This is a genomic window from Cyclobacterium qasimii M12-11B, from assembly GCF_000427295.1.
Lineage (GTDB): Bacteria > Bacteroidota > Bacteroidia > Cytophagales > Cyclobacteriaceae > Cyclobacterium > Cyclobacterium qasimii.
The window spans coordinates 1-25,371 of sequence record NZ_ATNM01000099.1 but is presented as its reverse complement, the minus strand read 5'-3'; the positions used below and the strand labels follow the sequence as shown (position 1 = coordinate 25,371).

Annotated in this window: 14 protein-coding genes, 1 tRNA gene and 3 pseudogenes; 10 read left to right on the top strand and 8 right to left on the bottom strand. The window is 39.6% G+C overall.

What is annotated here, in order from left to right; genetic code table 11:
- Positions 1-56: 56 nt before the first annotated feature.
- From ADICYQ_RS10830 to ADICYQ_RS10820, 3 genes are read right to left on the bottom strand one after another with little or no spacing between them, the layout of a single operon-like run.
- Positions 57-845: a phytanoyl-CoA dioxygenase family protein gene (locus ADICYQ_RS10830; RefSeq protein ID WP_020892554.1), complete on the bottom strand. Its 789-nt coding sequence runs from the start codon at positions 843-845 to the stop codon at positions 57-59.
- A gap of 46 nt (positions 846-891) precedes the next feature.
- Positions 892-2,121, bottom strand: coding sequence for a M48 family metallopeptidase (locus ADICYQ_RS10825; protein ID WP_020892553.1), 1,230 nt, complete (start codon positions 2,119-2,121; stop codon positions 892-894).
- A gap of 12 nt (positions 2,122-2,133) precedes the next feature.
- The gene (locus ADICYQ_RS10820) at positions 2,134-3,153 is read right to left on the bottom strand and encodes a PorP/SprF family type IX secretion system membrane protein (RefSeq protein ID WP_020892552.1); all 1,020 of its coding nucleotides are present in this window, start codon (positions 3,151-3,153) and stop codon (positions 2,134-2,136) included.
- A gap of 110 nt (positions 3,154-3,263) precedes the next feature.
- Between ADICYQ_RS10820 and ADICYQ_RS10815 the strand changes: the two genes are divergently transcribed.
- The 3 genes and pseudogenes from ADICYQ_RS10815 (at position 3,264) to wecB (ending at position 10,446) form a co-directional block, all read left to right on the top strand.
- Positions 3,264-8,360 carry a T9SS type B sorting domain-containing protein gene (locus ADICYQ_RS10815; RefSeq protein WP_020892551.1) on the top strand — a complete coding sequence of 1,699 codons (5,097 nt, stop codon included), beginning with the start codon at positions 3,264-3,266 and terminating at the stop codon, positions 8,358-8,360.
- A gap of 3 nt (positions 8,361-8,363) precedes the next feature.
- Positions 8,364-9,141 (top strand): annotated as a pseudogene (yaaA, locus tag ADICYQ_RS30245) (peroxide stress protein YaaA).
- Positions 9,142-9,348: 207 nt separating this feature from the next.
- Entirely contained in the window at positions 9,349-10,446 is a 1,098-nt protein-coding gene (gene wecB / locus ADICYQ_RS10805) for a non-hydrolyzing UDP-N-acetylglucosamine 2-epimerase (RefSeq protein WP_020892548.1), read from the top strand.
- Between the two features lie 25 nt (positions 10,447-10,471).
- Here the strand turns inward: wecB and ADICYQ_RS10800 are convergent.
- Positions 10,472-11,235 (bottom strand): annotated as a pseudogene (locus ADICYQ_RS10800) (class I SAM-dependent methyltransferase).
- A gap of 197 nt (positions 11,236-11,432) precedes the next feature.
- Between ADICYQ_RS10800 and ADICYQ_RS10795 the strand changes: the two are divergent.
- The 3 genes from ADICYQ_RS10795 to ADICYQ_RS10785 all read left to right on the top strand — a co-directional run bounded on the left by ADICYQ_RS10795 (position 11,433) and on the right by ADICYQ_RS10785 (position 15,602).
- Positions 11,433-12,740 carry an efflux RND transporter periplasmic adaptor subunit gene (locus ADICYQ_RS10795; RefSeq protein WP_020892545.1) on the top strand — a complete coding sequence of 436 codons (1,308 nt, stop codon included), beginning with the start codon at positions 11,433-11,435 and terminating at the stop codon, positions 12,738-12,740.
- A 65-nt stretch (positions 12,741-12,805) separates the two neighbouring features.
- On the top strand, positions 12,806-14,119 hold the full coding sequence (locus ADICYQ_RS10790) for an ABC transporter permease (protein ID WP_020892544.1): 1,314 nt from the start codon (positions 12,806-12,808) through the stop codon (positions 14,117-14,119).
- Complete coding sequence (locus ADICYQ_RS10785; protein WP_020892543.1) at positions 14,112-15,602, top strand: TolC family protein; 1,491 nt, start codon at positions 14,112-14,114, stop codon at positions 15,600-15,602. The genes ADICYQ_RS10790 and ADICYQ_RS10785 overlap by 8 nt, the downstream gene beginning before the upstream one ends.
- 492 nt (positions 15,603-16,094) lie before the next feature.
- Here ADICYQ_RS10785 and ADICYQ_RS10780 read toward each other — a convergent pair whose 3' ends face one another.
- From ADICYQ_RS10780 to asnS, 3 genes are all read right to left on the bottom strand, one after another.
- The gene (locus ADICYQ_RS10780) at positions 16,095-16,547 is read right to left on the bottom strand and encodes a hypothetical protein (protein ID WP_020892542.1); all 453 of its coding nucleotides are present in this window, start codon (positions 16,545-16,547) and stop codon (positions 16,095-16,097) included.
- A 128-nt stretch (positions 16,548-16,675) separates the two neighbouring features.
- Positions 16,676-18,199 carry a hypothetical protein gene (locus tag ADICYQ_RS10775; RefSeq protein ID WP_051160173.1) on the bottom strand — a complete coding sequence of 508 codons (1,524 nt, stop codon included), beginning with the start codon at positions 18,197-18,199 and terminating at the stop codon, positions 16,676-16,678.
- Between the two features lie 356 nt (positions 18,200-18,555).
- A complete protein-coding gene (gene asnS / locus ADICYQ_RS10770; protein WP_020892539.1) occupies positions 18,556-20,007 on the bottom strand; it encodes an asparagine--tRNA ligase in 1,452 nt (483 codons plus the stop codon).
- 179 nt (positions 20,008-20,186) lie between these two features.
- Between asnS and rpoN the strand changes: the two are divergent.
- Positions 20,187-21,642: pseudogene (gene rpoN, locus ADICYQ_RS10765) on the top strand (RNA polymerase factor sigma-54).
- A complete protein-coding gene (locus ADICYQ_RS10760; RefSeq protein ID WP_020892536.1) occupies positions 21,642-22,265 on the top strand; it encodes a phosphatase PAP2 family protein in 624 nt (207 codons plus the stop codon). The pseudogene rpoN and the gene ADICYQ_RS10760 overlap by 1 nt, the downstream one beginning before the upstream one ends.
- Positions 22,266-22,326: 61 nt before the next feature.
- On the opposite strand, the gene ADICYQ_RS10755 is transcribed toward ADICYQ_RS10760, so the two are convergent.
- Entirely contained in the window at positions 22,327-23,067 is a 741-nt protein-coding gene (locus ADICYQ_RS10755; RefSeq protein ID WP_020892535.1) for a porin family protein, read from the bottom strand.
- Between the two features lie 186 nt (positions 23,068-23,253).
- On the opposite strand from ADICYQ_RS10755, the gene ADICYQ_RS10750 reads away from it, so the two are divergent.
- A tRNA-Arg gene (locus tag ADICYQ_RS10750) sits at positions 23,254-23,327 on the top strand.
- A 567-nt stretch (positions 23,328-23,894) separates the two neighbouring features.
- Entirely contained in the window at positions 23,895-24,368 is a 474-nt protein-coding gene (locus tag ADICYQ_RS10745; RefSeq protein ID WP_020892533.1) for a YHS domain-containing (seleno)protein, read from the top strand.
- Positions 24,369-25,371: the final 1,003 nt, after the last annotated feature.

Below are 25,371 nucleotides of genomic sequence, written 5' to 3'. Positions count from 1 at the left end.
TACCTGTGCTGAGGTTAAAATATTCTTCCTGTGAAAAAAACACAAACTCAAATGACTCATAAAGTTTCTTCTAGCCCTAAAAGGTAAGCGGCCTCAGCCGAAATTCGATCAAGCGTGCTTTTCTTAATAAATTGGCTTTGGTTGGTTTGCTGGACTTGATCTCTTTTGCAAAAATAGCTATGGATAGCCCTTCTTGGTTGAGCAGTGTGGTTGGTCGTTCCACCGTGCCAGGTGTGGGAATTGAATATGACCACAGAGCCTGCTTCAGCTACTATTATTTTTTCATCGGGATGTGAATCCATTGGGTCATCCATGGCTTCTGCAGGTAGTGTGGATTGTAAATGAGTACCTGGGACTACCCTGGTAGCACCATTTTCTTTATAAAAATCATCCAATAACCAAATGGAGTTGCAGACCATAAAATCCATGTTTTGAATGGAATTGGGCCAATCCACATGAAGTTTTTGTAAACCTGCTCCAGGGAGTGCCGCTCTATAATTTAGAGATGAAAGCTTGAACTGCTCACCAATAACAAGCGAAATGGCAGCCAATACTTTAGGGTGGGTGTAGAAGATGTCAAAGGCAGCACCCTTGTTTACCAAGTCACCAATTCTGGTAGCTCCGGATTCCTTGGGATGTCGAATACTGGAAGATTGCATTAATTCTGCTCCTGCATTTCCACCCTCTTCTTCAAGTATCTCATCCACACGTTGCCTTATCTCACTAAGACTGTCATCGGAAAGTAACTTCCCAAGGTTGAGGTAGCCGTTAAGTCTTAAAAATTGTTGCTCATCTTCAGATAACAGCTCTGATAAAACGCCCATTTTTTGGAGATATTCATTCATGGAATTTTGGGTTTTACTGCATTATTAAACTTCAAACAAAACAATTTTATTCAAGTTTTGCTAATCTTTTCAGTAGGGGAGGGTGGGAATAATTTATAAAGACGTATAGTGGATGCGGGTTGATGTCTGAGAGGGTTTTCACTGAGAGTGTTTTCAATGCCTTAGCAAGTGGAGGACCACTGTAAGTAGTTTTGGCAAAAGCGTCCGCTTCGAATTCATTCTTCCTGCTCAAATAATTCATTCCCATCCCCAATATCATGGAAATTGGTGTAAATAATATGCTGAAGGCAATAATGTTGAGGTGTATGGCCATTTGATTTCCTCCAAGGGCCAGACTTAAAGGTTCACTGAAAATGAATAGCGAGAGTATATAAAGCATTAATCCTGTTTGAAGAATTCCTGCCAACATTCCTGTTTTGATATGCCCTTTTTGATAATGCCCAATTTCGTGAGCCAAAACAGCTACAAGTTCTTCTTGTGTATGTTGTTTGATTAGGGTGTCAAAAAGCACTACTTTCTTTCGTTTACCAAAACCTGAAAAGAATGCATTTGCTTTTGACGAGCGTTTGCTTCCGTCCATCACGAACACATTTTTCAGGGAGAAATCAACTGAATTGGCATAGGAAGTAATCGCATCTTTCAATTCACCTTCTTCTAGTGGGGTTAACTTATTGAACAATGGAAGGATCAATCCAGCATAGAATAAGTTGGCCAATAGCATAAAAAGGGAAGCTACGATCCAGAAAATCCACCAGAAATCATGGCCTAATTCCAGAATGAGCCATAGCAATGTGGCAAGCAATGCACCTCCAATAATGATTGAAAGCAGGTACCCCTTTGCTTTGTCCAGAAAGAAAGTTTTTACAGTACTGTTATTGAAGCCAAAGTCATTTTCTATTTTAAATGTATGGTAATAGTCAAAGGGAATAGAAAGGATGTCTGAGCCAATAAAGACAATGGAAAAATAAGCCAGTGTGAGCAACATTGGATTTTGGATGTATAGCCTGAGCCATTCATCCAGCCAGCCAAATACACCAAAACCTATCAAAATTAAGGTAATTATAAAAGTAAAGGTGCCTGTTATCAAACCAAATTGATACCCTGCGCGCTGATAGGCTTTGCTTTCTTTTAGTTTGTCTACATCTAGAAAGCCTTGAAGTGTAACGGGAATAGGCCCCATCTTCTTCTTTACATTAAGATAGTTAATGATTTTTTCAAAAATAAAATTGAAGCTAACTACGAAAAGTAAAAGGTACTTGATTGTCTCTTGATCCATGGTGCAAAATTATTAAAATTTAGGACATGGCAGAATTGTGTTCCTTTTTAAGGGAGCACCAGGGTTTTTAGGTGGAAAGATATAGGAAAGGCTGATTTCGTGTGCGCCACCTGATTGTATCCCTAATTTTGATACGGTGTAGTCAAAGCTGTAGCCAATATTTAAACCAGAAGGTAAATTAAATCCTACCATTAGAACAACTGCATCTCTGTTGCTTTGTTTTTCCACTGGCTTGTAGGGGAGTCCTCTATACCAAACCCCTAATACTATTGGCTCCAGGTAGAGGTAACCACCAAGGTCAAGTTGCTCAAAAGGTCCTTGTCTTTTATAGTTAATGGTAGGAGTGAAATACCTTTCTTTATAGGTATGGGTAAAATCATTCCTAGGTGAGCCTCTTCCCAATGAGATTCTATAACCAGTATGGATAGAGTATTTGACGGGTAAGCGACTGATGCCCTCGTCTAAAAAACTTTGATTGGGGCGATTGACATGGTGAGTGGAAAGGCCAAACCAAAAATTATCTGTAAATACCAATCCACCAAAGGAAACCGAGAACATATTCACAGGGTCTCCCAATCCTGTAATGTCATTTCCTGGAAGGATTGGGCCAAATGGATCGGATGGGTTTATTTGATTGGCAAACACCAGGTTTTCATAAAACCCAATGTCTCTACGCATATAGCTTGCTTGAAAACCAGGCTTGAAATACACATTGTCTGCTAGCTTAAGTTCATAGGACAAGATTCCTGAAACATGGGTGGATTGCAGTCCCGACACTCCTTCTGTGTCATTCGTTACCAGAAAACCCACCCCTACATTGTATTCCTCGACATAGGTATCCCCATAAGCAGAGAAAGTAGAGAAATTTGCCTCTAATCCAGGCCACTGATTTCGGTAATTAACACCTACCCTGGTAGCGAGTTCAGCACCAGCAAAAGCAGGGTTAAGGTATAGTGGAGCAGCATAGTATTGGCTGTACTGTGGGTCCTGACCAAATGCACTAATTCCTGTTGCCAGAAGGACAAAGGTCAAAAAAACTGTATTTATTTGTGCCTGAAACAAAGATTTATTCGTTTATTGAATACCAAACAGTTTAGAAACGTATAGCAAATATAAACTGTATGCAAAGCTGCGCCTAATTTATGAAATCTAACCATTTTAAAAGCATATTTGAATTTATTATTAAAGTAATTTTTTTATTTTGGTGTTTAGGTACCCCTATAACGATTTATGCCCAAGGCTTTAATAACAATGAATGGATCTTTGGATATTGTGAAGGTGGTGACAATAATTACCTCTCTTTTGGAAAAGATGGCAAGGCCAATGTAGAGAGCCTTTCTGGGAACATTACCCTGGGTAAGGCCAATACGGCCATGGCAATTGATCCTATTTCTGGAGAAATATTGTTCTATACGGATGGCGCTTTGGTTTACAATTACCTCAATGATGCCATGCAAGGGGTTGTAGGTGAGTTGGGGGGAGTTGAAACTGCGCAACAATCTGTAGCTATTTCAGCATTCGATTATGACCTAGATGAAGGAGGGGCCAAAGATTTTTATATTTTCTATATCAGTGAAGATGGCCAATTACAATACAGTCTGGTAGATATGAACGATCAGGGTGGGGCCCCTTCCGATCAGCCTCCCGCAGGAGCAGTGACACAAGGAGGGACAATTGGCGATGCGCAAGGGGCAATTTTAGCTGTTAAATCAGGGAGTTCTCTCGACTATATAGTCAGCTATGACAATGGTAACTTGACCGCCAAAAAGCTTGAAGACCAGCAGGGACTGTTTACAGATACAGATATTTTACCGTTAGCATCTGCACCTCAAACGATGCTATTTGACGAAGGTGCTGGTGTATTGTATATCGTTTCCGACAATCCCGATGAGGACATTTTGGTTGTTCCATTTGATGCAGATACCGGTTTGTTTGGTGAGCCTACTACAATTCCTGATACTGCTGGGCCTGAATTGATAACAGGCTTAGCCGTTTCCCCCGAGGGAGATTTTCTTTATTACGCCCAGGGAGATGAATTGTATAGGTTTTTTATAAGCGAGGAAGAGATTGCTCCTGAAATTCCTGCTAGCCAAATCCCTAGTGCTACAGCTGTTAAGCTGCCGCTTACCTCCGAGATTTATAAAGTCTATGATGTTAAAGTAGGTCCGGATGACCAGCTTTACTATATCTATGAAGAAGTAGAAGGTGGGCCTCAGTTTGTTGGTCGGGTGACGATGCCAGATGAGTGGAGCATGGGAAGCCTGGCCATTGAAGAGCTACCATTTGATGGCAGTGATTTTTGTGGCACCGTTTTCCCTCAATTCTCTCCGAATATAGATTTAGGGCCTACGGTTGATTTTACATGGGATCCAGAGATGCCTTGTATGAATACTTCCATTCAATTGACCAGTGAAGTGACGCCACAAAATTACCGCCCAGTGAGTTTTGAATGGGAGATATTGCCACCACTTGTGGATGAGGAGGGCGAAGAGATAGAAATGGATCTTTCAGTTGAACACCTTCTTTTGCCTGCGGAAGCTACTGCTGAAGAACAAGTAACAGTAAGCCTCACAGTTACCTATGCAAATGGTGAGACCGGGAATGTAACCAAAAGCATTTCCTTAACAGAAAACAATTTAACGGCACAGTTCAGTCCCTCAGATACCACGCTATGTGAACCTGCCTGTATCGACTTGATGCCCTTGTTAGAGGCTCAAAGCGAAAGTGAAGACGAAGGTCAAGGAGGACAACAAGGAGGTGGAAATATCGGTGGTGGAACAGGCAGTGGAGGAGAAACCAATTATGAGTATTTCTGGTCCAATAAAAGAGATGAGGGTTGGGGACCAGAAGCTCCTAACGAGGTTTGTGAACCAGGTTATTACTGGGTTTTGGTAAGGGAGCAAGGCTCTTCCTGTTATGCTTATGCAGGAATAAGGATAAAAATTTGGGACATCGAGGACCAAAGCAATAATATCTGGTATTTTGGAGATGGAGCTGGTCTGGATTTCAATAGAGATCCTGACGACCCAAATGCACCAACTCCAAGACCCATTGAAACCGCTCATCCGCAGGATATTCCTGCAGGTGTGACTACCGTTTCAGACCAGACAGGTCAGGTTTTGTTTTATACAGACGGGCAGACCGTTTGGGACCTTAATGGTGACCCCATGCAAAATGGCGAGGACATTGGGGGAGACAATCTTTCCAGTAGTAGTGTTATGGCCGTTCCCATAGCAACTGATGAGACCCTTTATTATCTATTTACCACCCAATTAGGAGCAGGAGGTCAGAATGAAGTAAGGTATTCTCTAGTAGACATAAAGGGAGATAACCCTGATGGGATAGGGAATGTAGTCACCAAAGACAACCTTTTATTCAGTCCCAGTACCCAACATTCTGCGGCTTTTAATTCTGGTGATACCATCTGGGTAGCTTTCCATGAGAAAGGGAACAATACTTACCGTTTGTATCCTGTGAATGATGACGGTATAGCTCAGCCAGTCTTTAATTCGGTTGGTAGTAATTTTGATTTCGGTGATGGATCAGGCACCATGAAATTTTCTTCTGATGGTGATAAGGTGGCAGTTACCTTTAAGGAAGGGGGATCCAATAAGCTGGAGATATTCGATTTCGATCAGGAAACTGGAGAAATGGAGCCTTATGCCTTACTCGACCTGGGTACTGAGGGAGACATTTATGGACTGGAGTTTTCGGACGACTCCAATAGGGTATTTGTATCCTATACCAATGGAGGTCCGGGAATTGAAGAGTATTTCATACAAGGTTTCGAGGAAACAGACAACAGTGATCCAGAAAATCCTGTGACCACAGTCTGTCCTGATTGTTTTGAGGATGCTAAATTTCAGGCCCAAATAGAAAGTTGTATCTTATCTAGTAAAGCGGTGATTTCGGGTACTGAAAGTTTAGCCTTGGGTGCATTGCAGATTGGTCCGGATGGGCAAATTTATTCAGCAGTTGTAGGATCCAATCAAATTGGTCAAGTCCAGGTAGGAGGAACTTGTAATCCCTCTACTTTTACCCAACAGGGAGTTGCAGCTATGCCAGGTACAACTAATTTGGGATTGCCTTCATTTGTCCAAAATTCAGGAAGTTCCATTCCGGACCCAAGTCTCGATGGCCCAGATAGACTTTGCCTGGGCAATGATATCGGCGCCAGAGGAGTATTTGAAGGTGGTGGTGAACCAGATATTGACATTTATAATTGGACAATATTCGATTCAGAGGGAGAGGTCGTTGATGAGTTTTTGAATGGAGGTGAAGATTTGCAAGAGCTGGAATATTTCTTTCAGGAAGTAGGCATGTATACTGTACAGTTACAGGTAGACAGGTGTGGATCACCTTGGGAAGAAGTGTTTACGCATGAGGTGGAGGTTGTTGCTACCCCTGTAATCACCCTGCCCTCCGAAATATCTCTTTGCGGAGAGGAAATAACATTGGTAGCAGTTGATCCTGAGGACCCAAGGCTTGGTGAATATTATTTCCGTTGGGTAAATGCTGCGGGAGTAGTGGTAGGGAGCAGCAATGAGTTGACAGTTACTGAAGAAAGTATTTATACAGTGCTTGTAGCCTATATTATTCCGGAAGAATTTGAGAGTGAGGATGAGGATGATGTATATCAAACCTGCCCGGTCAGTCAATCGGTTTTTGTAGGACCACCCTTTGAATTTACAATCGAACAGTCAGCGGAAGCTGTCTGCTATGGTGATACAGTTAGTCTTTCCCCAGATACACCTGTGTCAGGAACCTGGTCTATTCGCAATGGCTCAGACGGAGAATACTCCTTGATAGGAGAAAGCCAAGAACTAGAATTGAACACTGGTGACCTTGATGGACCTGGATCGTACGAATTATTATTTCAAACAGCTGACCCACTCAACAGTAATTGTTTAGTCGAAAGAACGGCAACATTGGAGGTAACTGGCTTGCCTGAGTTTTCTGTGACGGATGTTATTCCTTCACAAAGTTGCACCATTACTAATGGTAGCATAGTCGTGGAGGTAAGTACCCAATTGGATAGATTGGTTTTAGAGGGGACAGATGAAGTGTTTGTTGACATTCAGGAAAATTCCCAGATCACCATTGATAACCTGGCCCCTGGGACCTATACATTTACAGGATATATTGGTTCCTGCGAGACGACTCATTCTGCCGTCGTAGAAAACAGTACGCCTCCTGATGATGTCTCCTTTACTGTTTCTACACTGCCTGAATCCTGTAGTGATGCCGGATCACAAGAGGGTGCCATTGTAATTGTTTTCGATGGAGATCCGGCCTCTGGTGAATATACCATTACCAACGTAGCTACAGGAGAAATAGCCAATGCTTCATTTATTGATAGAACCAGTATCAATATAGCACTTCCTGAAGGATCCTATGTGGTCGAAGTTGCCAATGAATTGGGCTGTGTTGTTCCAGCGCCAGGCACCTATGAGATTCCTTCGGGAGAGGAAGAGATAGTCTTAACCAGTGCTGGTTTTTGTGGAGGAGTTGTAACGACCGAAATTATAGCGGAAGCTGATTTATCATTGGTTGATCGAATTGAGTGGTATTATGTAGTAGGAGCTTCCAAAAATTTATTAGTAGGTGAAGAGACGGCCAATCTGATCGTTAGCAGTCCAGGGACCTACGAGATTCAATTGTTTAATGCTGTTGGTTGTCTCCTTGGAACTGAGCAAATTACACTTAACCAAATAGACGCTGTTCCTCCAGTATTGTCTCCAAATTATGATATTTGTTTGGCATCAAATGATTTGGTAACACTTGATGTAGGGAATTGGGACAGCTACGAATGGTCATTGGGAGGTGCTTTGGTAAGTACTGACCCATCTTTCACACCTGTTGATGAAGGGAACTATACATTAATGGTAATAGATGCCGAAGGATGTGATTATACCCTTAACTTTACGGTCACTGAAGTGTGTGAAGTAAATGTGGTTTACCCAAATGCAATTAGACCTGATGATCCAGACAGGAACTTCTTGATTTACACCACGGGAGAGATTGATGCACTTTCAGTTTTGATATACAATCGCTGGGGAGAATTAATTTATTTTTGTGAACAGGAAAATATTTCCGGGAACATTTCTGTCTGTGGATGGGATGGCATGGTTAATGGAAGAAAAGTGCCTTCGGGAACATATCCTATCGTTGTGAAGTTTACCAATGAGGAACAAAACATAAACAAAATAAAAAGAGACGCCATTGTCGTCATAGAATAGTGTATGATAGTATTGATTTCTCCAGCAAAAACACTGGACTACAGCCCCACAAATATAACTACCGAAACCCAACCTGAATTTAAAAAAGAGATAGGGGAACTGGTAGCAATAATGAAAAAGAAATCCAGTAAGGCAATTCAGGAATTAATGGGGGTAAGTGAAAATTTGGCTGAATTAAATGTAGCGCGATACCATCAGTTTTCTGATGTGTTTGATGGGGATAATTCCAAGCAAGCACTCTTGGCCTTTAAAGGTGATGTGTATACCCATATCGATGTGGCTTCTTTTTCCGAGGAAGATTTTTCCTTCGCGCAAGGCCATTTAAGGATTCTATCAGGTTTGTATGGACTCTTACGTCCTTTGGATAGGATACAGCCTTATAGATTGGAGATGGGAATTAAATTAAAAATAAAAAGCCAAAGATCTTTATGGATTTTGGGGCTCAAAAATCACCAATGCAATAAATGACTTAGCAGCGGATCAAACCATTATCAATTTGGCATCCAACGAATACTTTAAAGTAGTAAAAAAGAAGGATTTAAAATCTACCCTTGTGAGTCCTGTATTCAAGGAATATAAAAACGGGGCTTATAAAAACATTGGTATTTTTTCCAAACAAGCGAGGGGGTTAATGACGGATTTTATTATTAAAACAAAGTCGAAAATCCAGAAATGCTTAAAACTTTTAATGAAGGAAAGTACGAGTATTCGGAAAGTAAAAGCAGTGCGGATGAATGGGTTTTCATCCGGTGAAGAAAAAGTAGCATCTCCTCACAAATAAAAACTAACAGTTAGGCTTTATAAGAATTTAATTTTAAAAGGATTCGATTCTGTTCAGGAGAGTGCTTAATAGGAGAGTTGAATTTTTAAAAACATTGAATATTATTTCTTATTCAATATTTTTCTTAATTTGTCGAAATATTTAGGGGGTGATTCCCCATTTTTTTCAGATTTATTTGGTAAACTTGGTAAATTTAATTTTTGAAATATGATAAGCGTAGACTTGATTGCAGGGGCTCGCCCTAATTTTATGAAAATTTCTCCAATAATAGATGCGATTAACGCCGCTTCTGGAGAAGGAAAGTCAATAACTTTTAGACTGATACACACCGGTCAACATTACGACAAAAACATGTCTGGAAGCTTTTTTGAACAGTTGGGGATTCCAGAGCCAGATGTAAACCTTGGAGCAGGTGGTGGTAGCCAGGCCGAACAAACGGCAGCTATCATGATAGGTTATGAAAAATTGCTAATGGAGAGCGACAAACCGGACATATGTCTGGTAGTTGGAGATGTAACTTCGACGATGGCTTGTGCCATAACAGCTCAAAAACTACATGTAAAAGTAGCGCATGTGGAAGCTGGGATTAGGTCAGGAGACTGGTCTATGCCAGAAGAAATTAACCGAATGGTTACCGATAGCATTACCAATTATTTTTTCACTACCTCTGAGGTAGCCAATGAAAGCCTAAGGAAAGCTGGAATTGGAAATGAAAGAATTTTCTATGTGGGTAATACCATGATCGATACTTTGGTGAAGCATCGCCCAAGATTTCAAAAACCTGAAGTATGGGATGAAATCGGCTTGGAAAAAGGCAAGTACATTGTGATGACTTTACACAGACCTGCCAATGTGGATCAGGAGGAGAAACTGAAAGAACTTATACAAGAAATCATAGACCATTCTGGTGGTCTGCCTTTGGTATTCCCTGTTCATCCAAGGACCAAGAAGATGTTGCAAAACCTGGGTATTTCTCATGATAGGTTGCACATGATCGACCCATTAGGATACCTTGAGTTCAACTACCTTGTAGAAAGCGCAAAAGCAGTAGTCACTGACTCGGGAGGGATCACGGAAGAAACTACAGTAATGGGAGTTCCTTGCATGACCTTGAGAGACAATACCGAGCGTCCGGAAACCATCACTGAAGGTACCAATGAATTGCTTGGAACAGATCCAAAAGCCATAAAGCCTGCCATGGAAAAATTATTTTCCGGGAATTGGAAGAAGGGCCAAATCCCACATTTATGGGATGGGAAAACTGCTAAAAGAATTGTAGAAATCCTTGTAGATAAGTTAGGTTAATCCCTACCCTAAGGCAAAGTTTATATCAATGCCCTTTCTGACAATAGAAGATTATTTCTTTTTCAGGAAGGGCATGTTTTTTTATCAATGCTTCTGGAAGGTGCTGTACAAAATTATTTTCTAAAACCCTTAAGCCAGAATGGCTAAGCCTTTTTGCATAATCTTTCCCATATTTCCTTACATGGTCACTTTGGCCAAATACTTTTTCTCTTTCTTTAGGGTCGGTTATAGAATTGTCTTCGAGGGTGATCTCCTGCTCATAGACGGGAGACTGTATGATCCCCCAACCATTTGGTTTCAGCACCCTATTAATTTCAGCACAGGCTTTCAAATCATCTGCCACATGTTCGAGGACGTGGTTGCAAAATACTACATCGAAAGAATTGTCAGGAAAAGGGATTTGATGAATGTCCATTTTGACTTCTGCCAAAGGGGATTCAATATCGCCAGTGATGTATTGTAGGTTTTTAATTTTTTGAAGCGATCCAGAAAGCACAACTCGGGAGCAACATGGAGGACTTTTTGTGGGGCTTTAAAGAAATCAGTTTCTGTTTGTAAAAAGAGCCACATAAGCCGATGTCTTTCCAGACCCAAGCAGTTAGGGCAGAGCGCATTTTCTCTGGCAATTCTTCCATAAGGCAAAAACTTACGAAAGCCCTTCAAGCAAATGTTACACGATACGTTTGTCCCCGAATAAAAAATTGCAGCGACTTTTAGGAAAAAATGGCTAAAAAGCTGCAAATATTTTCTGGGAATATGGCGGATTGTCCAACTAATAATTGATTTCATATTGCAAATATATAAGGTACCGTTGAAATGGCACTTTGTTTGCGAAAAATCATTTTCCCATGATGTCGAAGGCTATAGTTTGAATTTAACTGTCAAGAAGACACTTTAGTTATTATTCTAATGGCTATATAAAATGCTATGTGGGGAAGACATGGGTTTCAAAATGATTAAATTTGAGAGTAATTAAATAAAATGAAATGAAAAGGAATCTAATATACGTCGCCATTGGGAGCATATTGGTCATAGGAGCCTTGTATTTTTTCTTTGCTTCAGGAAGCACTGGAGTGGAGAATAATATCCTGGCAACTGTTGAGCAAGGAGAGTTTCGTATAGAAATCACTACTTCTGGTGAATTAGAAGCCCTACGTTCCGTTCAGGTATTTGGTCCTGCTGAGGCTCGAAGATTCCGAATTGGTAGCTTTACCATTGATAAAATGGTAGATGAAGGTACTGTGGTGCAAAAAGGAGATTTTATCTGCTCAATTGATAAAACGGAACTGTTTGGTCGTCTTGAAGATCGGAAATTAGACTTGGAGCAGACCAGGGCACAATATGAACAAATCCAATTGGATACCTCTTTAAACCTTCGAGTAGAAAGGGATAATATTCTCAATCAAAAATACATTGTCCAGGAGCAGGAATTGATTTTGGAACAATCCCAATTTGAGCCGCCTGCTATCATAAAGCAAAATGAATACAATGTTGAGAAAGCAATACGAGAGTTGGATCAGGCCCAGGAAAGGTATAGAATTAAAACCCTTCAGGAAAAAGCCAGGATGATGGAGATTGCTGCCAAGCTTAGGGAGGATGAATTGGAAGTAAGCCAAATGGTGGAAGTGCTTGATAAATTCGTTGTCACAGCTCCGCAAGATGGAATGGTTATCTATGTGGATTATAGAGGGTCAAAAGTGAAAGAAGGTTCTCAAATCAACTCATGGAACCCAGTAGTGGCCACCCTACCTGACCTTACTACCATGCAAAGCATTACCTATATAAATGAGGTGGATATAAGAAGGGTAAAAAGGGGGCAGCAAGTAGAATTGGGAATGGACGCCTTTCCAGACAAAAAATATACAGGAGAGGTTAAGAAAGTGGCCAATGTAGGTCAACAAAGACCTAATTCAGATGCCAAGGTGTTTGAGGTGATTATAGAAGTAAATGAAAGTGACCCTTTATTGCGTCCTTCTATGACTTCAAGCAATACCATCATTGCGGATCAGTTAGACGATGTATTGTATGTTCCTTTGGAGGCCGTAAATGTTGCCAGCGATAGTATAAATTATGTTTACCTTAGAAATGGTACTAAGCAGGAAGTTTTGTTGGGGATGACAAATGCCAATGATGTAGTGATAGAGAAAGGCTTGACTCAGGGCCAATATGTCTATTTAAATACACCTGACTGGGGAGAAAATATAGCCATTAATTTACTTGAGGAATTAAATGGTAAAAGAAACCAAGACCAGACGAAAGAAGAGGAAGAGCCTTTGGCTTCCGTGTCTAAATAATATCAACGTCAGATTGTTTTTTGACAAGAAGTAATTTAACCCCCTGACAAACCAATCCATAATTTATGTTCAATGAAAGGTTATTAGCCAATTTCTACATCGCTTTCGAAGCCGTTTTGGCCAATAAGGTTCGCTCATTATTAACAGCATTAGGAATTATTTTTGGAGTTGCTGCGGTGATTGCAATGCTCGCCATTGGTACAGGTGCCCAGCAGGAAATCATGGAGCAAATCAAGCTCGTAGGGGTCAATAATATCGTAATTGAACCTATAGTAGAACAGATCGAAGAGCAGGTAGATCAAAATAGTGGCATGGAAAGGGAGAAAAGTAAATTTTCTCCAGGACTAAAACTTGATGATGTTATCGCCATTCAAAATATCATTCCTGGGATCAACAGAATCAGTCCTGAAATTGTCATGGACACTTATATCGTAAAAAGTGGCATCCGACGATCTGCAAAACTGGTAGGAGTAGATGTGGCTTATTTTGATGTACTCGATTTTCAGCTGAAGGAAGGCCGGATGTTTAGTGAGAAAAACCTGATTGATGGAAATCCGGTATGTATCATTGGTAGAAATGTGGCAGCCAGATTTTTCCCCAATGAAAACCCAATTGGGAAAAGGATTAAAAGTGGAAATCAATGGCTTGAAGTAATAGGGATTCTGGAAGAAAGAATTGTTTCCGAGTCCAGTATTTCCAAATTGGGTATTAGAGATTTTAATATGGATGTATATATTCCCATCCAAACCATGTTGATACGCTATCGGAACAGAGACCTGATTACAGAGTCCCGATTGAATGATTCGGATGGAAACAATTCAAGTAATTATCACCAAATCGATAAGTTGGTGATTCAGGTCTCAGACAGTGAACTGCTGAACCCTACCGCTGAAGTCTTGGCCAAAATGCTTCAAAGAAGACATTTTAATGTGGTTGACTTTGAAATTACAATCCCCGAGCTTTTACTAAAGCAACAACAACGCACGCAAAATATTTTTAATATTGTCCTTGGGGCAATAGCAGGTATCTCGCTGTTAGTGGGGGGGATAGGGATTATGAACATCATGCTGGCTTCTGTGATGGAAAGAATAAAAGAAATTGGCCTAAGACTTTCGTTAGGAGCAAAAAAAACCGATATTGTTAATCAGTTTTTATTTGAATCTATTATGATAAGTGTTAGTGGAGGACTGATAGGCGTGATTCTGGGAATTGTTCTGGCACATTTGGTGTCTACCTTTGCAGATTTCCCTACGGTCATCACCCTAAGTTCTATAATTCTTTCTTTTGGCGTTGCCGCTACTGTAGGATTGGTTTTTGGTATCACTCCTGCAAAGCGTGCGGCAAGTCAAGACCCTATAACTTCTTTACGATATGAATAAAAGATACTTAATTGTTACGGTCACCCTTCTTTTTCTGATCATTTTTTCTGGTCGTGCACAACAAGTCGTCAGCTATACGCTTGAAGACATTATTGCAAGGGCAAAAAACCAATCCCCTGCTGCATTAAATGCCGATACCAGAAGAGAAAATAATTACTGGATCTATAAACTGTACCAGTCAGACTATAACCCACAATTAAATTTGGAAGGTACACTACCCAGTTACTCTCAAGCCTTCAATAGTGTCGAACAACCGGATGGGACCATTGAGTTTCGGGAGGTACGGCAAAATTATGCAGATCTTGAGTTGGGATTGCGACAGGTTATAGGTCCCACTGGTGGTACCATATCTGTAAACAGTTCTTCCAGTAGGTTTGACAATTTTCTAGCCACAGGCAATGAAAACCAGACAAGATGGAATGGGGTTCCCGTTAATGTTCGTTTGATTCAACCGATTTTTGCCTATAATCGTTATAAATGGGATAGGAAAATAGAGCCTAAACTCTACGAAGAAAGTAAGCGAGAATATGTTGAAGAAATGGAACAAATAAGTGGTAGGGTGACCCAAATGTTTTTCAGTTTTTTGGTGGCTCAAGTGAATTTAGACATTGCTACCAAAAACCTTCTAAATTCTGAAGCAATATTACAAATTGAACAAGGAAGGTACAATATAGGTACTACCTATGAAGATAAATTGCTTCAGGTAGAACTTCAGGTATTGGAAGCGAGGCAAGGGGTAGCTCAGGCGCGTTTAGATATGGAATCATCTTCTTTACAATTAAAATCCTATATTGGCTTAAATGAATCTACAGCACTTAACTTGGTGTTGCCTTCAGAGATTCCTGATTTTCAGGTGAGGGTAGAGGATGCCATAGAATATGCTTTCCAAAACAGATCAGATGCAATAAAATTCGATAGAGAAAGGTTACAAGCCCAAGCAGTGGTTGCTCAAGCCAGAGGACAAAGATTTCAAATGAATTTGAATGCCAGCTATGGGTACAATAAAGCAGACCTGATGTGGTCAGACATTTATTCAAATCCCAATACCCAAGCATTGGTCAATTTGACTATTAATGTTCCGATACTTGATTGGGGAAGGAACAAAGCCCGAATGAGTATGGCCAAGGCGAATCAAAAATTGACTGAATTCGAAATAGACCAGGAAATCATCACTTTCGAGCAGACAATTTTCACTAAAGTCAGGAATTTCATCATGCTAAAAGACCAATTGGAAATTAGCAAGACTTCCGATTTAGTAGCAGACAAGCGGTATGAGATTTCTTTCAGAAGGTACCAAAGCGGTAATGTAACGATTACGGATCTTGGTATAGCCCAACAAGATAAAGATACAAATAGAAGACGTTATGTAGAGTCTTTAAAAGATTTCTGGACGGCTTATTATGAGCTGAGAGAGCTTACTTTGTATGATTTTGAAGCCAAGGAGTTATTGTACACCCCTGAAATGGGCTTTTCGGAAGATTGATATTTCATTACGCGGTTCCATTGAGAACTTTATAGAACATAACTAAGCCCAAGGTCTTTTCGAGAGCAATCGAACAGGTCTTGGGCTTAGTTTATATATGGTGAAGGGATTTACCTTGTGGAAGAGGAAGTGAATGTCCCAAAAGGATTAGTTTTTTTAGTTAGGGGTGTGAGCCCATGATAAATTACGTTTCATTTTTATTGTCTTATAATTCCATCTAACTCTTTTTATATACAACGATATAATCAATAGCCATGGGTTTTAACTCATGGAATAGTGAAATACAAACATTGGATTTTGGCGGTATTGTTGCTTTTTTTCTGCAACAATGCTGACAAAATCTTGACTTAGCGATGTCTTAAAATACAAGTTAAACTTTCCTGCTGGCTAGTACTTATCCAAAGAAGGCCACGTTTTTGACTTTCGCCTCTGACTACATAAAAATAGGCCTGCCAATAATGACGACAAACCATTGGCCTAAAACAACTGGGATTAATGAGGCCAGGGCCTGGTGATTCGTTCTTTAATATACGCTTTGTAAGAATTTCCTAAGCAATAGATCCCTGCACCAAATAGGAGGGCGATATGAAAAAGACCATTGTTATAGACACCTATAATGGCACCAAAGGCATCCATAAATGAATTCGTTTGGAGAATATGGTCTCTGACCCAACCAATAGAAAAAATCAAACGGATAAAAATGGACAATAAAGCCAAAGCCCCTGCTGCTATTCCCAAAATAGGTTTCTTATAATGAATAATTAAACCAAAAGCAGCAAAAGTCTCAATGGCAGCAAGTAGAATAGACCAAAATAGATTGTATTCCAGTGCCCCAATAAGTTTTAACTTTGTAAATCCCCCAAATAGAAGCAGACAGGCAAGGGATATTCTGATAATATGGCCTCCTATGGCCTCAGTTTTCAGGTACTTTAAGAATGTTTCCAAGTATTCAATATAAGAATTAAACCCAAATATTGCATAATGGAAGCATAATTTATTCCCTTATCAAATGAATAGAGCCTGATATAAGAGAGGAAACAGTTGACTCCTCTTATATCAGGCCCTCTTATAAATCATTTGACCTGAATCAAGGCCAAGCTTCCGGTCTCATTGGCTGCTGAAAGAGAGATTTTATTTCCACCTTTCAATTCAGAACTTTCTCCCCATTTGGCATCCTCCAGCCTAATCCATGTTAATTCGAATTGTTTGGAATAGGGGCTTAGGTCCAGCTTTACTTCTCCACCTACGGGGAAATATACCAGGTAAGTTTCACCGGCTTTTCCGGCCAGAAAAGCTTCATTTTCTTCCCGTTCAGACAAGGTTTCGTTCATAGGTTTCAAATCCCATAATTTTATTTTTTCTTCTATTTTTCTCATCGTTTTAATGCTTTGAATAGACCAATTGCTTAGGCCCAATCCATGTGGAGGTCTGTGAAATCTGCTGGTAGCAAAACCTCCAATGATATTTCTAAAAAAGGTATTGACAGCATGTTTGGTTGTAATACCTCTGTCAAGCCATGGCCCGTGTCCATCACTTCCATATATCTTGACAGAATTCACTGGTCGTGGTTGGTCTTTTATATATTCAAAAACATATTGGGCATTGTTCCAGTTCTCGTCGCCTAATTTGTGGCTGTTTTGTGAGATGTCTATAAAATCGTAGCGCTCTGGATGATCTAAAGTCCTTTTATGTTCCGCTGATTTTAGGTCCCAATGGTCCCACATTTCAGTCATGTGAATATTCGTTTCTCCAGATTTATCCCTTAAGAATGCTGCCCAGAAGGTTGCCCATTCTTCCATTCCACTTGTTTCATTGTCCAGGCAGTAAAGCACGTTATTGTAATTAAGAGAGATGGAGAGCAGTTTTTCTACAAATGCTTCCTGATAAGGTAAAAGCACCTTATTGTCTTGGAGAGCAGGGACTGTGAAAAAGAAAGGTTGTTTGTTTTGGCCTGGATGATCAGGGTAGAGGCTATCCAAAAGCGCTTCTTCATAGCTGTAGTTTATATTGTTTTTTGGATTGTACGGGTCAGTTTCCCATTGTTCTCTGGCATGGTCAAAACGATCCCAGATCTCAATTTGAACAATAATGTCCCTTTCCTTAGTTAATTTTAAAAGGTTTTCAAACCTTGCCCAATAGGCAGGGTTCCATTGACTAAGGTCATATTTTCCATCCTCGTTTTTATAGTAGGCCTTTTCATCCGTTTCATCCCTATCACTCATGGTATTTCTGACATAATTACCACCCACTTGAGATAGGCTGTCAAGGTGAGATTTCAAATGAGGCAATTGAAATAAATTGTCATTGTCGCTCGCCCCTAACAAAAGGACAGGTTCTCCCTTGTATTCCCAATAACCCGGGTTTTCTGACCAAGGCTGAATACCTGTTTCTTGTTGCACTTCTTCATTGATATCATTCTTACCGCTACAACTTGCTAAAAAGAGAGAAAAAACAGGAAGGATACACCATAAGAGGTGATAAAATCCCCGTCTTCCATGCCTGAAAAAGTGTTGGAGAGAGGTTGGAGAAGTATTGCTAATAGCAACCATATTGTCTCCTGTGTCGGGCTTAATGTGGCCTATTAATGAGTTCTTCATATTGATTTTTTTCTAATTGTTCTGTTTTTATGCTAACCTTTAAATTGATTGATGATTATCAATTAGTTAAACCATTATGTAACCATAAGAAGTTTTAAAAAGAGTACGGCTAGCATTTACCTAAAAAATATTTTAACCTATAATATTAATAAGTATATTAAAACGTAAAGGGCTTACCCCAAAATCAACTACGTCGGTGCTATTTTTGAGTTAAATCAAGAAAGAATGTAAAGGCAATTAGGGGCAGAATGAGGGTTTAAATTTTGAGAGCATCCCAACCAATAAACCAAGGCATAAAGGTTGGGATGCTTATTGTTTAATTCTTGGGCATGCACCCAAGGATCTTTAAAACACTTTTAAAATTCTGCATTTCCAGGAGTTCTTGGAAAAGGTATTACATCTCTAATGTTACTCATTCCTGTTACAAACAGTACCAAGCGCTCAAAGCCTAAACCAAATCCTGCATGTGGAGCTGTGCCAAATTTCCGGGTATCCAAATACCACCACATTTCTTCCTTGCTAATCTCTAGTTCGTCCATTCGCTGGCAAAGTTTCTCTAGATTCTCTTCACGTTGAGATCCGCCAACTATTTCGCCGATTCCAGGAAAGAGTATGTCCATGGCTGCAACGGTTTTGCCATCCTCATTTTGTTTCATGTAGAAGGATTTGATTTCTTTTGGGTAATCTGTAATAATTACCGGTTTTTTGAAATGCTTTTCTACTAGAAATCTTTCATGTTCTGATTGTAAATCAGTACCCCATTCCTCAATGAGGTAAGCGAATTTTTTCTTTTTATTCGGTTTAGAAGCCTTTAGTATTTCAAATGCTTCCGTGTAGGTGATTCGTACAAATTCGTTCTGGGTAACAAAAGAAAGTCTTTCCAATAAACCCATGTCACTTCTTTGATCCGCCTTCTTCACGCTGTCTTCCTCAGCAGCCCGTTTGTCCAAAAACTCCAAATCCTCTTTACAGTGTTTCAATGCAAAGCCAATGATGAATTGAAGGAAATCCTCAGCAAGGTTTTGGTTGTCTTCTGCGTCGAAAAAAGCCATTTCTGGTTCGACCATCCAAAACTCCGCAAGATGTCGGGTAGTATTTGAGTTCTCGGCTCGGAAAGTAGGACCAAAGGTGTAAACTTCTGATAAAGCCATTGCCGCAAGTTCGCCTTCCAGTTGTCCTGAAACAGTTAGATTGGTAGCTCTTCCAAAGAAATCTTCCTGGAAATCTATTTCTCCCGCTTCATTTTTAGGTGGATTATTAAGGTCGAGTGTGGTTACCTGGAATGTCTCACCTGCTCCTTCCGCATCCGATGCTGTGACGATAGGAGAATGAATGTAGACGAAACCTTTTTCGTGAAAATATTGATGAATTGCAAAAGAAAGCTGGTTGCGTACACGAAATATTGCACCAAAGGTGTTGGTCCTTAATCTCAGGTGAGCATTTTCACGTAAGAATTCCAAAGAGTGCTTTTTAGGCTGGATCGGAAATTTATCAGGATCAGCTTCTCCAAGTACGACAATAGATACTGCTTGAATTTCAGTAGATTGTCCTGCTCCTTGAGAGGCGACGATGGTCCCTGTTATTTTAAGGCAAGCCCCAGTGTTGGCTTTACGAAGCACATCATCGGGGATTAGCTCAGGATCGGCCACACATTGATAATTTTGGATACAAGACCCATCATTAATGGCAATGAAAGTCACGTGCTTATTGCTCCTTTTGGTTCTTACCCAACCCATTACGGTTGCATTTTCTTCTGGAGTAGGGTTCTCCAGTAAATGTTTTATTTTAATTCTCTTGTTAAATGACATGACGATTCCTTGTTATAAAATAAAAAACCCAAAAGGGTGCACATTTAAATTGAATACAAAAAAACGATATAATACGCTTTTTATCAAAATTTTGATCTTATTTCCTAAATTTGAAATTCCAATCGAGTTTCTTAGGACACCAGATGGAAATAACTCAACCCAATAATAGGTTTTAATATATGCAGAAACTGAATTTAAACCAGATATTATCTCAGAAATTATCCCCTCAACAGATTCAATTCATCAAATTGCTGCAGGTTCCTACTGCAGAGCTTGATTCCAGAATTGAGGAGGAGCTAGAGATTAACCCTGCCTTGGAGGAGGGGAAAGATGGGGACGCTGAAAACCAACAGGATGAGTTTCCCGACAATACTGATGTGGCCGACTCAAAAGATGACAAGGATGTCAACATAGATGACTATCTAAATGAAGAGTATGGCGGATATAAAATGCAAGGGGATGGAAATTATTCTTCGGATGAAGAAGAAAGAGATATGCCTATCGGCAGTCATAGCTCCCTTCATGAGCAGTTGCTTTCGCAATTGAACTTCTTAAAATTAAATGAGGCACAACGTTTAATTGGTACGCAATTAATAGGGAGCATAGAGAATGATGGTTATATAAGGAGAGACCTTGAAGCCATTATTAATGATTTGGCATTTAGTCTGAATGTAGAAACGGACTTGGATGAAGTAGAGGAAATACTTTTCAAGATTCAAACTTTCGACCCTCCAGGTATAGCAGCAAGGAATTTGCAAGAATGCTTGATCATTCAATTGGAGCGAAGAAATGCCACAGAGGAGCCATTATTGCGAATGGCAATTTTTATTGTTCAGGAGTGTTTCGAGGAATTCACCAAAAAGCACTATGATAAAATATTAAAGAAAGCAGGGATTGAGGAAGAGGAGCTTAAGGAGGTCATCCACTTGATCACAAGGTTGAACCCAAAGCCAGGAGGGATATCTGACGGTTTGTCTCGGAATCATTACGTGATTCCTGATTTTATTCTTAATAACGCAAATGGAAAATTTGAAATCATCTTAAATTCCAAAAATGCCCCAGAACTAAAAGTGAGTAGGTCTTACTCAGATATGTTCAATGCCTACGACAAAAGCGATAAAAAAGACAAAAAGCTTAAGGAGACGGTATCTTTTGTAAAGCAAAAGTTAGACTCTGCTAAATGGTTCATAGATGCTATTAAGCAAAGGCAACAAACTTTAATGCGCACCATGCAATGTATTCTTGACTATCAGCATGATTTCTTTCTTGATGGAGACGAGACAAAATTGCGCCCAATGATATTAAAGGACATTGCGGAAAGAATAGACATGGACATTTCCACTGTTTCAAGGGTGGCCAATAGTAAAGCCATACAGACAGAATTTGGAGTCTTTCCATTAAAATACTTTTTCTCTGAAGGGATTGCTACTGATGGTGGGGAGGATGTGAGTAACCGTGAGGTGAAAAAGTGTGCTTAACAAAATGGTTGACGAAGAGGACAAGAAAAAGCCACTGTCAGATGATAAATTAGTGAAGTTATTGAATCAGAAGGGATATAATATCGCTAGAAGAACAGTTGCTAAATACAGGGAGCAGTTGCAGATTCCAGTTGCAAGGCTAAGAAAAGAGTTATAGTGTATAGAAAGTTAGCATTAGTTTTATCGGTAATTTTTCAACCCTTGGTGATCCCAACCCTTATGGTGGTCACCTTGTTTTATGTTGTTCCAGAGGCTACGATTGTTCCTAAAGCGGCAAAATGGGCTGTTTTGTTATTGATAAGTTTCACGACACTGCTTGTGCCTTTGTTGGGGCTTATGGGATTGCGGTTTTCAGCAGTTATCAATAGCCTACAGTTACCGGATAGAAAAGAACGGATTTATCCTTTTGCACTGGTATCAGTCTTTTATATGATGACCGTTTCTTTCTTTTACTGGAAGCTCAATATTGATCAATTGCTGATTGTTACCCTTTCCCTAGTAACAGTATCCTTGATATTGATGACCTTGATTACGCTCTTTTGGAAAATTAGCGCCCATCAGACAGCAATGGGGGGATGGGTAGCGATCGTTTCAGTATTGTCGCTAAAGTTTACCTCAGGCCCTCTTTTTTATTATTTTATTTTGGTCATTTTGCTGAGCGGTCTGATCGGGACAGCAAGGTTGTACCTCAATGCACATCGGCCATCAGAGGTTTATGCCGGGTTTTTGTTGGGCTTTGGAATTTGCTATCCAGTCTTTTATCATTTCGTAATTAATTGACATAAAAAAAAGGAGCGGATTTGATTATCCGCTCCTTTTATAAAATCTAGTTGGGTTTCAACTAAAACAACGCCACTGAAAGGCCAAAATTGAATTGTGTGGATTCTGTACCGTAAGGTCCTTTGTTTCCTTCAAACACACCATTAAGGCCATAATAACCCCAAATGTTAAACCCTGGGAATCCCAAACGGGTATAAACACCGTAACGAATTGGATTCAATCCATAATTCTGGGTGTTTTTGATTTTTTGTTCCAAACCATCCCCATTGGTATAAGCTATTTTGGAATGAGCGTTGTATAACAATCCGATTTTACCTCCGACAGCTACACGCATACCACTGTTATAGTCGTCGTGATTGACATGGTATCTAAATTCGAGTGGGATATCAAAATAGTTTAGCGCCATAGTATTGGTTGAAACGCTAGTAGCATCTTGTCCATATACATCTGTAATGGGTACAAGCATACTTGAATTGACAGCTTTATCAGGATCTGAAGTAAGGGTCATTTCATCTTTGAAAGCGAGCTTTTCAAGACCAAGACCAATACCTGGGTTGAATGTGAAGCCTGTTTTTTCACCAATATTAATTTGCGTTTGGTAATAAACATTGAATACACGTGATGCGATAAAACGCGTATTTAAATCATCAGGCCTGTTATTTAACATATTGAATCCGAAATCCAGAAACAAGTCCCCTGTGATGTTTGGTCTTCCACCTATTATAGATGTACGTTCCTCTTCTTGGGCCTGTAGCTGAAAAGTGATCAATAAAATAAAGGATATTATAGAAAGTCTTTTCATGAAAACAGATATTTTTAACTTATCGAACGGCTAAATTAGGAAATTATGATTGATTTGATGGCGTGTTGATCTTAATTATTCTTAAAATATAATTATTAAGCAAGAACAAACATTTTAATTTTCCATCAATTCATCCTTTGTAATATTAAGGATATTCTTTACCTTTGCATTCCGTTTAAGAGAAATGGCTTCGTAGCTCAACTGAATAGAGTACTTGATTACGGCTCAAGAGGTTCCAGGTTTGAATCCTGGCGAGGTCACTAAAAGCTATCTTAATAGCGGTAAAACCATGTAGTTCTTTGAAACTGCATGGTTTTTTGGTTTTAAATGGTTTTTCTAATTCTTATTTTTTCTAAACCTGAGACTTCAGTCTTTGTAAGGAAGCCTCCTTGTGTTGATTTTCGTTTACCTAAAAGAAGAAACAGGCTTAAATTCGAAGTGGGCAATAGGTCAGCTACAACCTACTGAAGCCACATTCTGAAAGAACAGAGAAAAACCTGCCTCACTGCAATCCCTACTTACTATATTATATAGCGCTCTCGAATTAAAAGGATCTCCTTAATCAATAGAAGCGAACGACAAGCTGTGTAATAGCCCATGTGAACATACGATTTAAGGGGAGTTGTTTTTTGCAGTAATACGCAAAATCAGATGGCAAATCCATGGTAGGCATGCAGGTTAAACCGATTCGTTTCAGAGGGGACTGGGTTTGTAAATGGAAATCCGCTTTAGTAATAAAGTGTTGTATGTGTTTTTTTTAATGAAATTCAATTTTTTGCTATTGAATTACGTAGGTTATATGGAGTGAACTATTAAATATTGAAACCATGAATTTCGCAATCAAACTAAGTGCCTTGCTATTTATAAGTACCATTAGCTTATTTTTTCAAGAGGCAGACATTTCAAAGCGATTAGCGCATTTCAATTTAGACTCAAAGCATCTGGCGATTGATGGCTTTGATCCTGTAGCGTACTTTACAAGTGGAGTTGCCACGGAAGGAAGTAAAAAGTACAGCTTAAGTTATAAAGGAGTGACCTACTACTTTTCCTCCTCAAAAAACAAAAGCCTTTTTGAAGGCGACCCTATAAAATATGAGCCTCAATATGGCGGTTGGTGTGCTTATGCCATGGGAGACAATGGAGAGAAAGTTTCTATTAATCCCAAAACCTTTAAGATTGTTGAGGGGAAACTTTATTTATTTTACAATAAACTATTCACTAACACCCTGATTCCCTGGAATGAAGATGAGGTTAATCTTAAAGAAAAAGCAGACTTATTTTGGAAGGACCTTATAAAGTGATAGAATTCAGAGGTTTAACCTTTACAATGGCACTATTCAGTATCCTTTCTTAAAAACGATTCTAGTTCAATTGCTTATGGTAAGAGAACTTTCCTGTCGTTTGCAAGAGAATCAGCTTGTCACCTCACAAGGATTGGAATTTAAAAAGTATGCTTCGGGGTGTAACAGGCGGTAGGTATTGTAATGAAGCTACTTCGAGATTGGATTTGATGAGCTTGAAACGCATTTCCTTAGAATGCGCCATAACTGTCCATTATTTTTATAGGTGTAGGCTTACCATAGTTAACAATGACATAAGGTGGCAAAGGGTTGTCTAGCCAGAATTTGTGGTTTAGTAAGATGAGTCCACTGGTGGAGGTGGCATTTCAAATGGATTTTGGTGGTATTGTAGCTTATTTTGAAACAATGCTGCCAAAATTGTTTTCGTCAGCTTTATTCCTTTGCCTATTTCATTGTCTTCGATTTCAGGTTAAACATACCTTACCAAAGCAAAGCCTTAAAGTTAGGTGTCATATATATGGTATTGTAGTGGGATAACTTATTAGTGAGGCGCTGCTTCTTTCGAAATGGACGCATTCTGGAAGAAGGTGTTTAACACTACTATATATAGTGTGGGGTAGGGGATGGTTGGCTGTTAAATGATGCAGTCAACTATGGTGTATTGAGAAGGTAATAGGAATACCGCTTTATAGGTAGTAGAGGAAAGGTATTCATATTCATTTTATGAACTAAGGTTAAACGAGGTATGAGGCTTGAAGATTTGTATCCTTCAATCCAGAAGCTGTGAAAGAGGGTATAGGTTAAGAAGGGGAAAAAGTAATATTATTCATTACTATAGGTAGCTGATACCTGGCAGGGAGGGTTCTTACCTATATAGTATAAGAAAGCGTAAGTGATTTGAGTTTTGGTAGCGGTAATTTTTAAGGGTGAAAAGAAGTTTTATCTGTAAAGGTTTGTAAATGAATATGGTTAGAAGTTTTTTAGAAAATAAGCTATAGAAAGC

Coding starts and splice junctions, on each gene's coding strand:
- ADICYQ_RS10830 (WP_020892554.1), bottom strand. CDS start 845: ATGAATGAATATCTCCAAAAAATGGGCGTTTTATCAGAGCTGTTATCT.
- ADICYQ_RS10825 (WP_020892553.1), bottom strand. CDS start 2,121: ATGGATCAAGAGACAATCAAGTACCTTTTACTTTTCGTAGTTAGCTTC.
- ADICYQ_RS10815 (WP_020892551.1), top strand. CDS start 3,264: ATGAAATCTAACCATTTTAAAAGCATATTTGAATTTATTATTAAAGTA.
- wecB (WP_020892548.1), top strand. CDS start 9,349: ATGATAAGCGTAGACTTGATTGCAGGGGCTCGCCCTAATTTTATGAAA.
- ADICYQ_RS10795 (WP_020892545.1), top strand. CDS start 11,433: ATGAAAAGGAATCTAATATACGTCGCCATTGGGAGCATATTGGTCATA.
- ADICYQ_RS10790 (WP_020892544.1), top strand. CDS start 12,806: ATGTTCAATGAAAGGTTATTAGCCAATTTCTACATCGCTTTCGAAGCC.
- ADICYQ_RS10785 (WP_020892543.1), top strand. CDS start 14,112: ATGAATAAAAGATACTTAATTGTTACGGTCACCCTTCTTTTTCTGATC.
- ADICYQ_RS10775 (WP_051160173.1), bottom strand. CDS start 18,199: ATGAAGAACTCATTAATAGGCCACATTAAGCCCGACACAGGAGACAAT.
- asnS (WP_020892539.1), bottom strand. CDS start 20,007: ATGTCATTTAACAAGAGAATTAAAATAAAACATTTACTGGAGAACCCT.
- ADICYQ_RS10755 (WP_020892535.1), bottom strand. CDS start 23,067: ATGAAAAGACTTTCTATAATATCCTTTATTTTATTGATCACTTTTCAG.
- ADICYQ_RS10745 (WP_020892533.1), top strand. CDS start 23,895: ATGAATTTCGCAATCAAACTAAGTGCCTTGCTATTTATAAGTACCATT.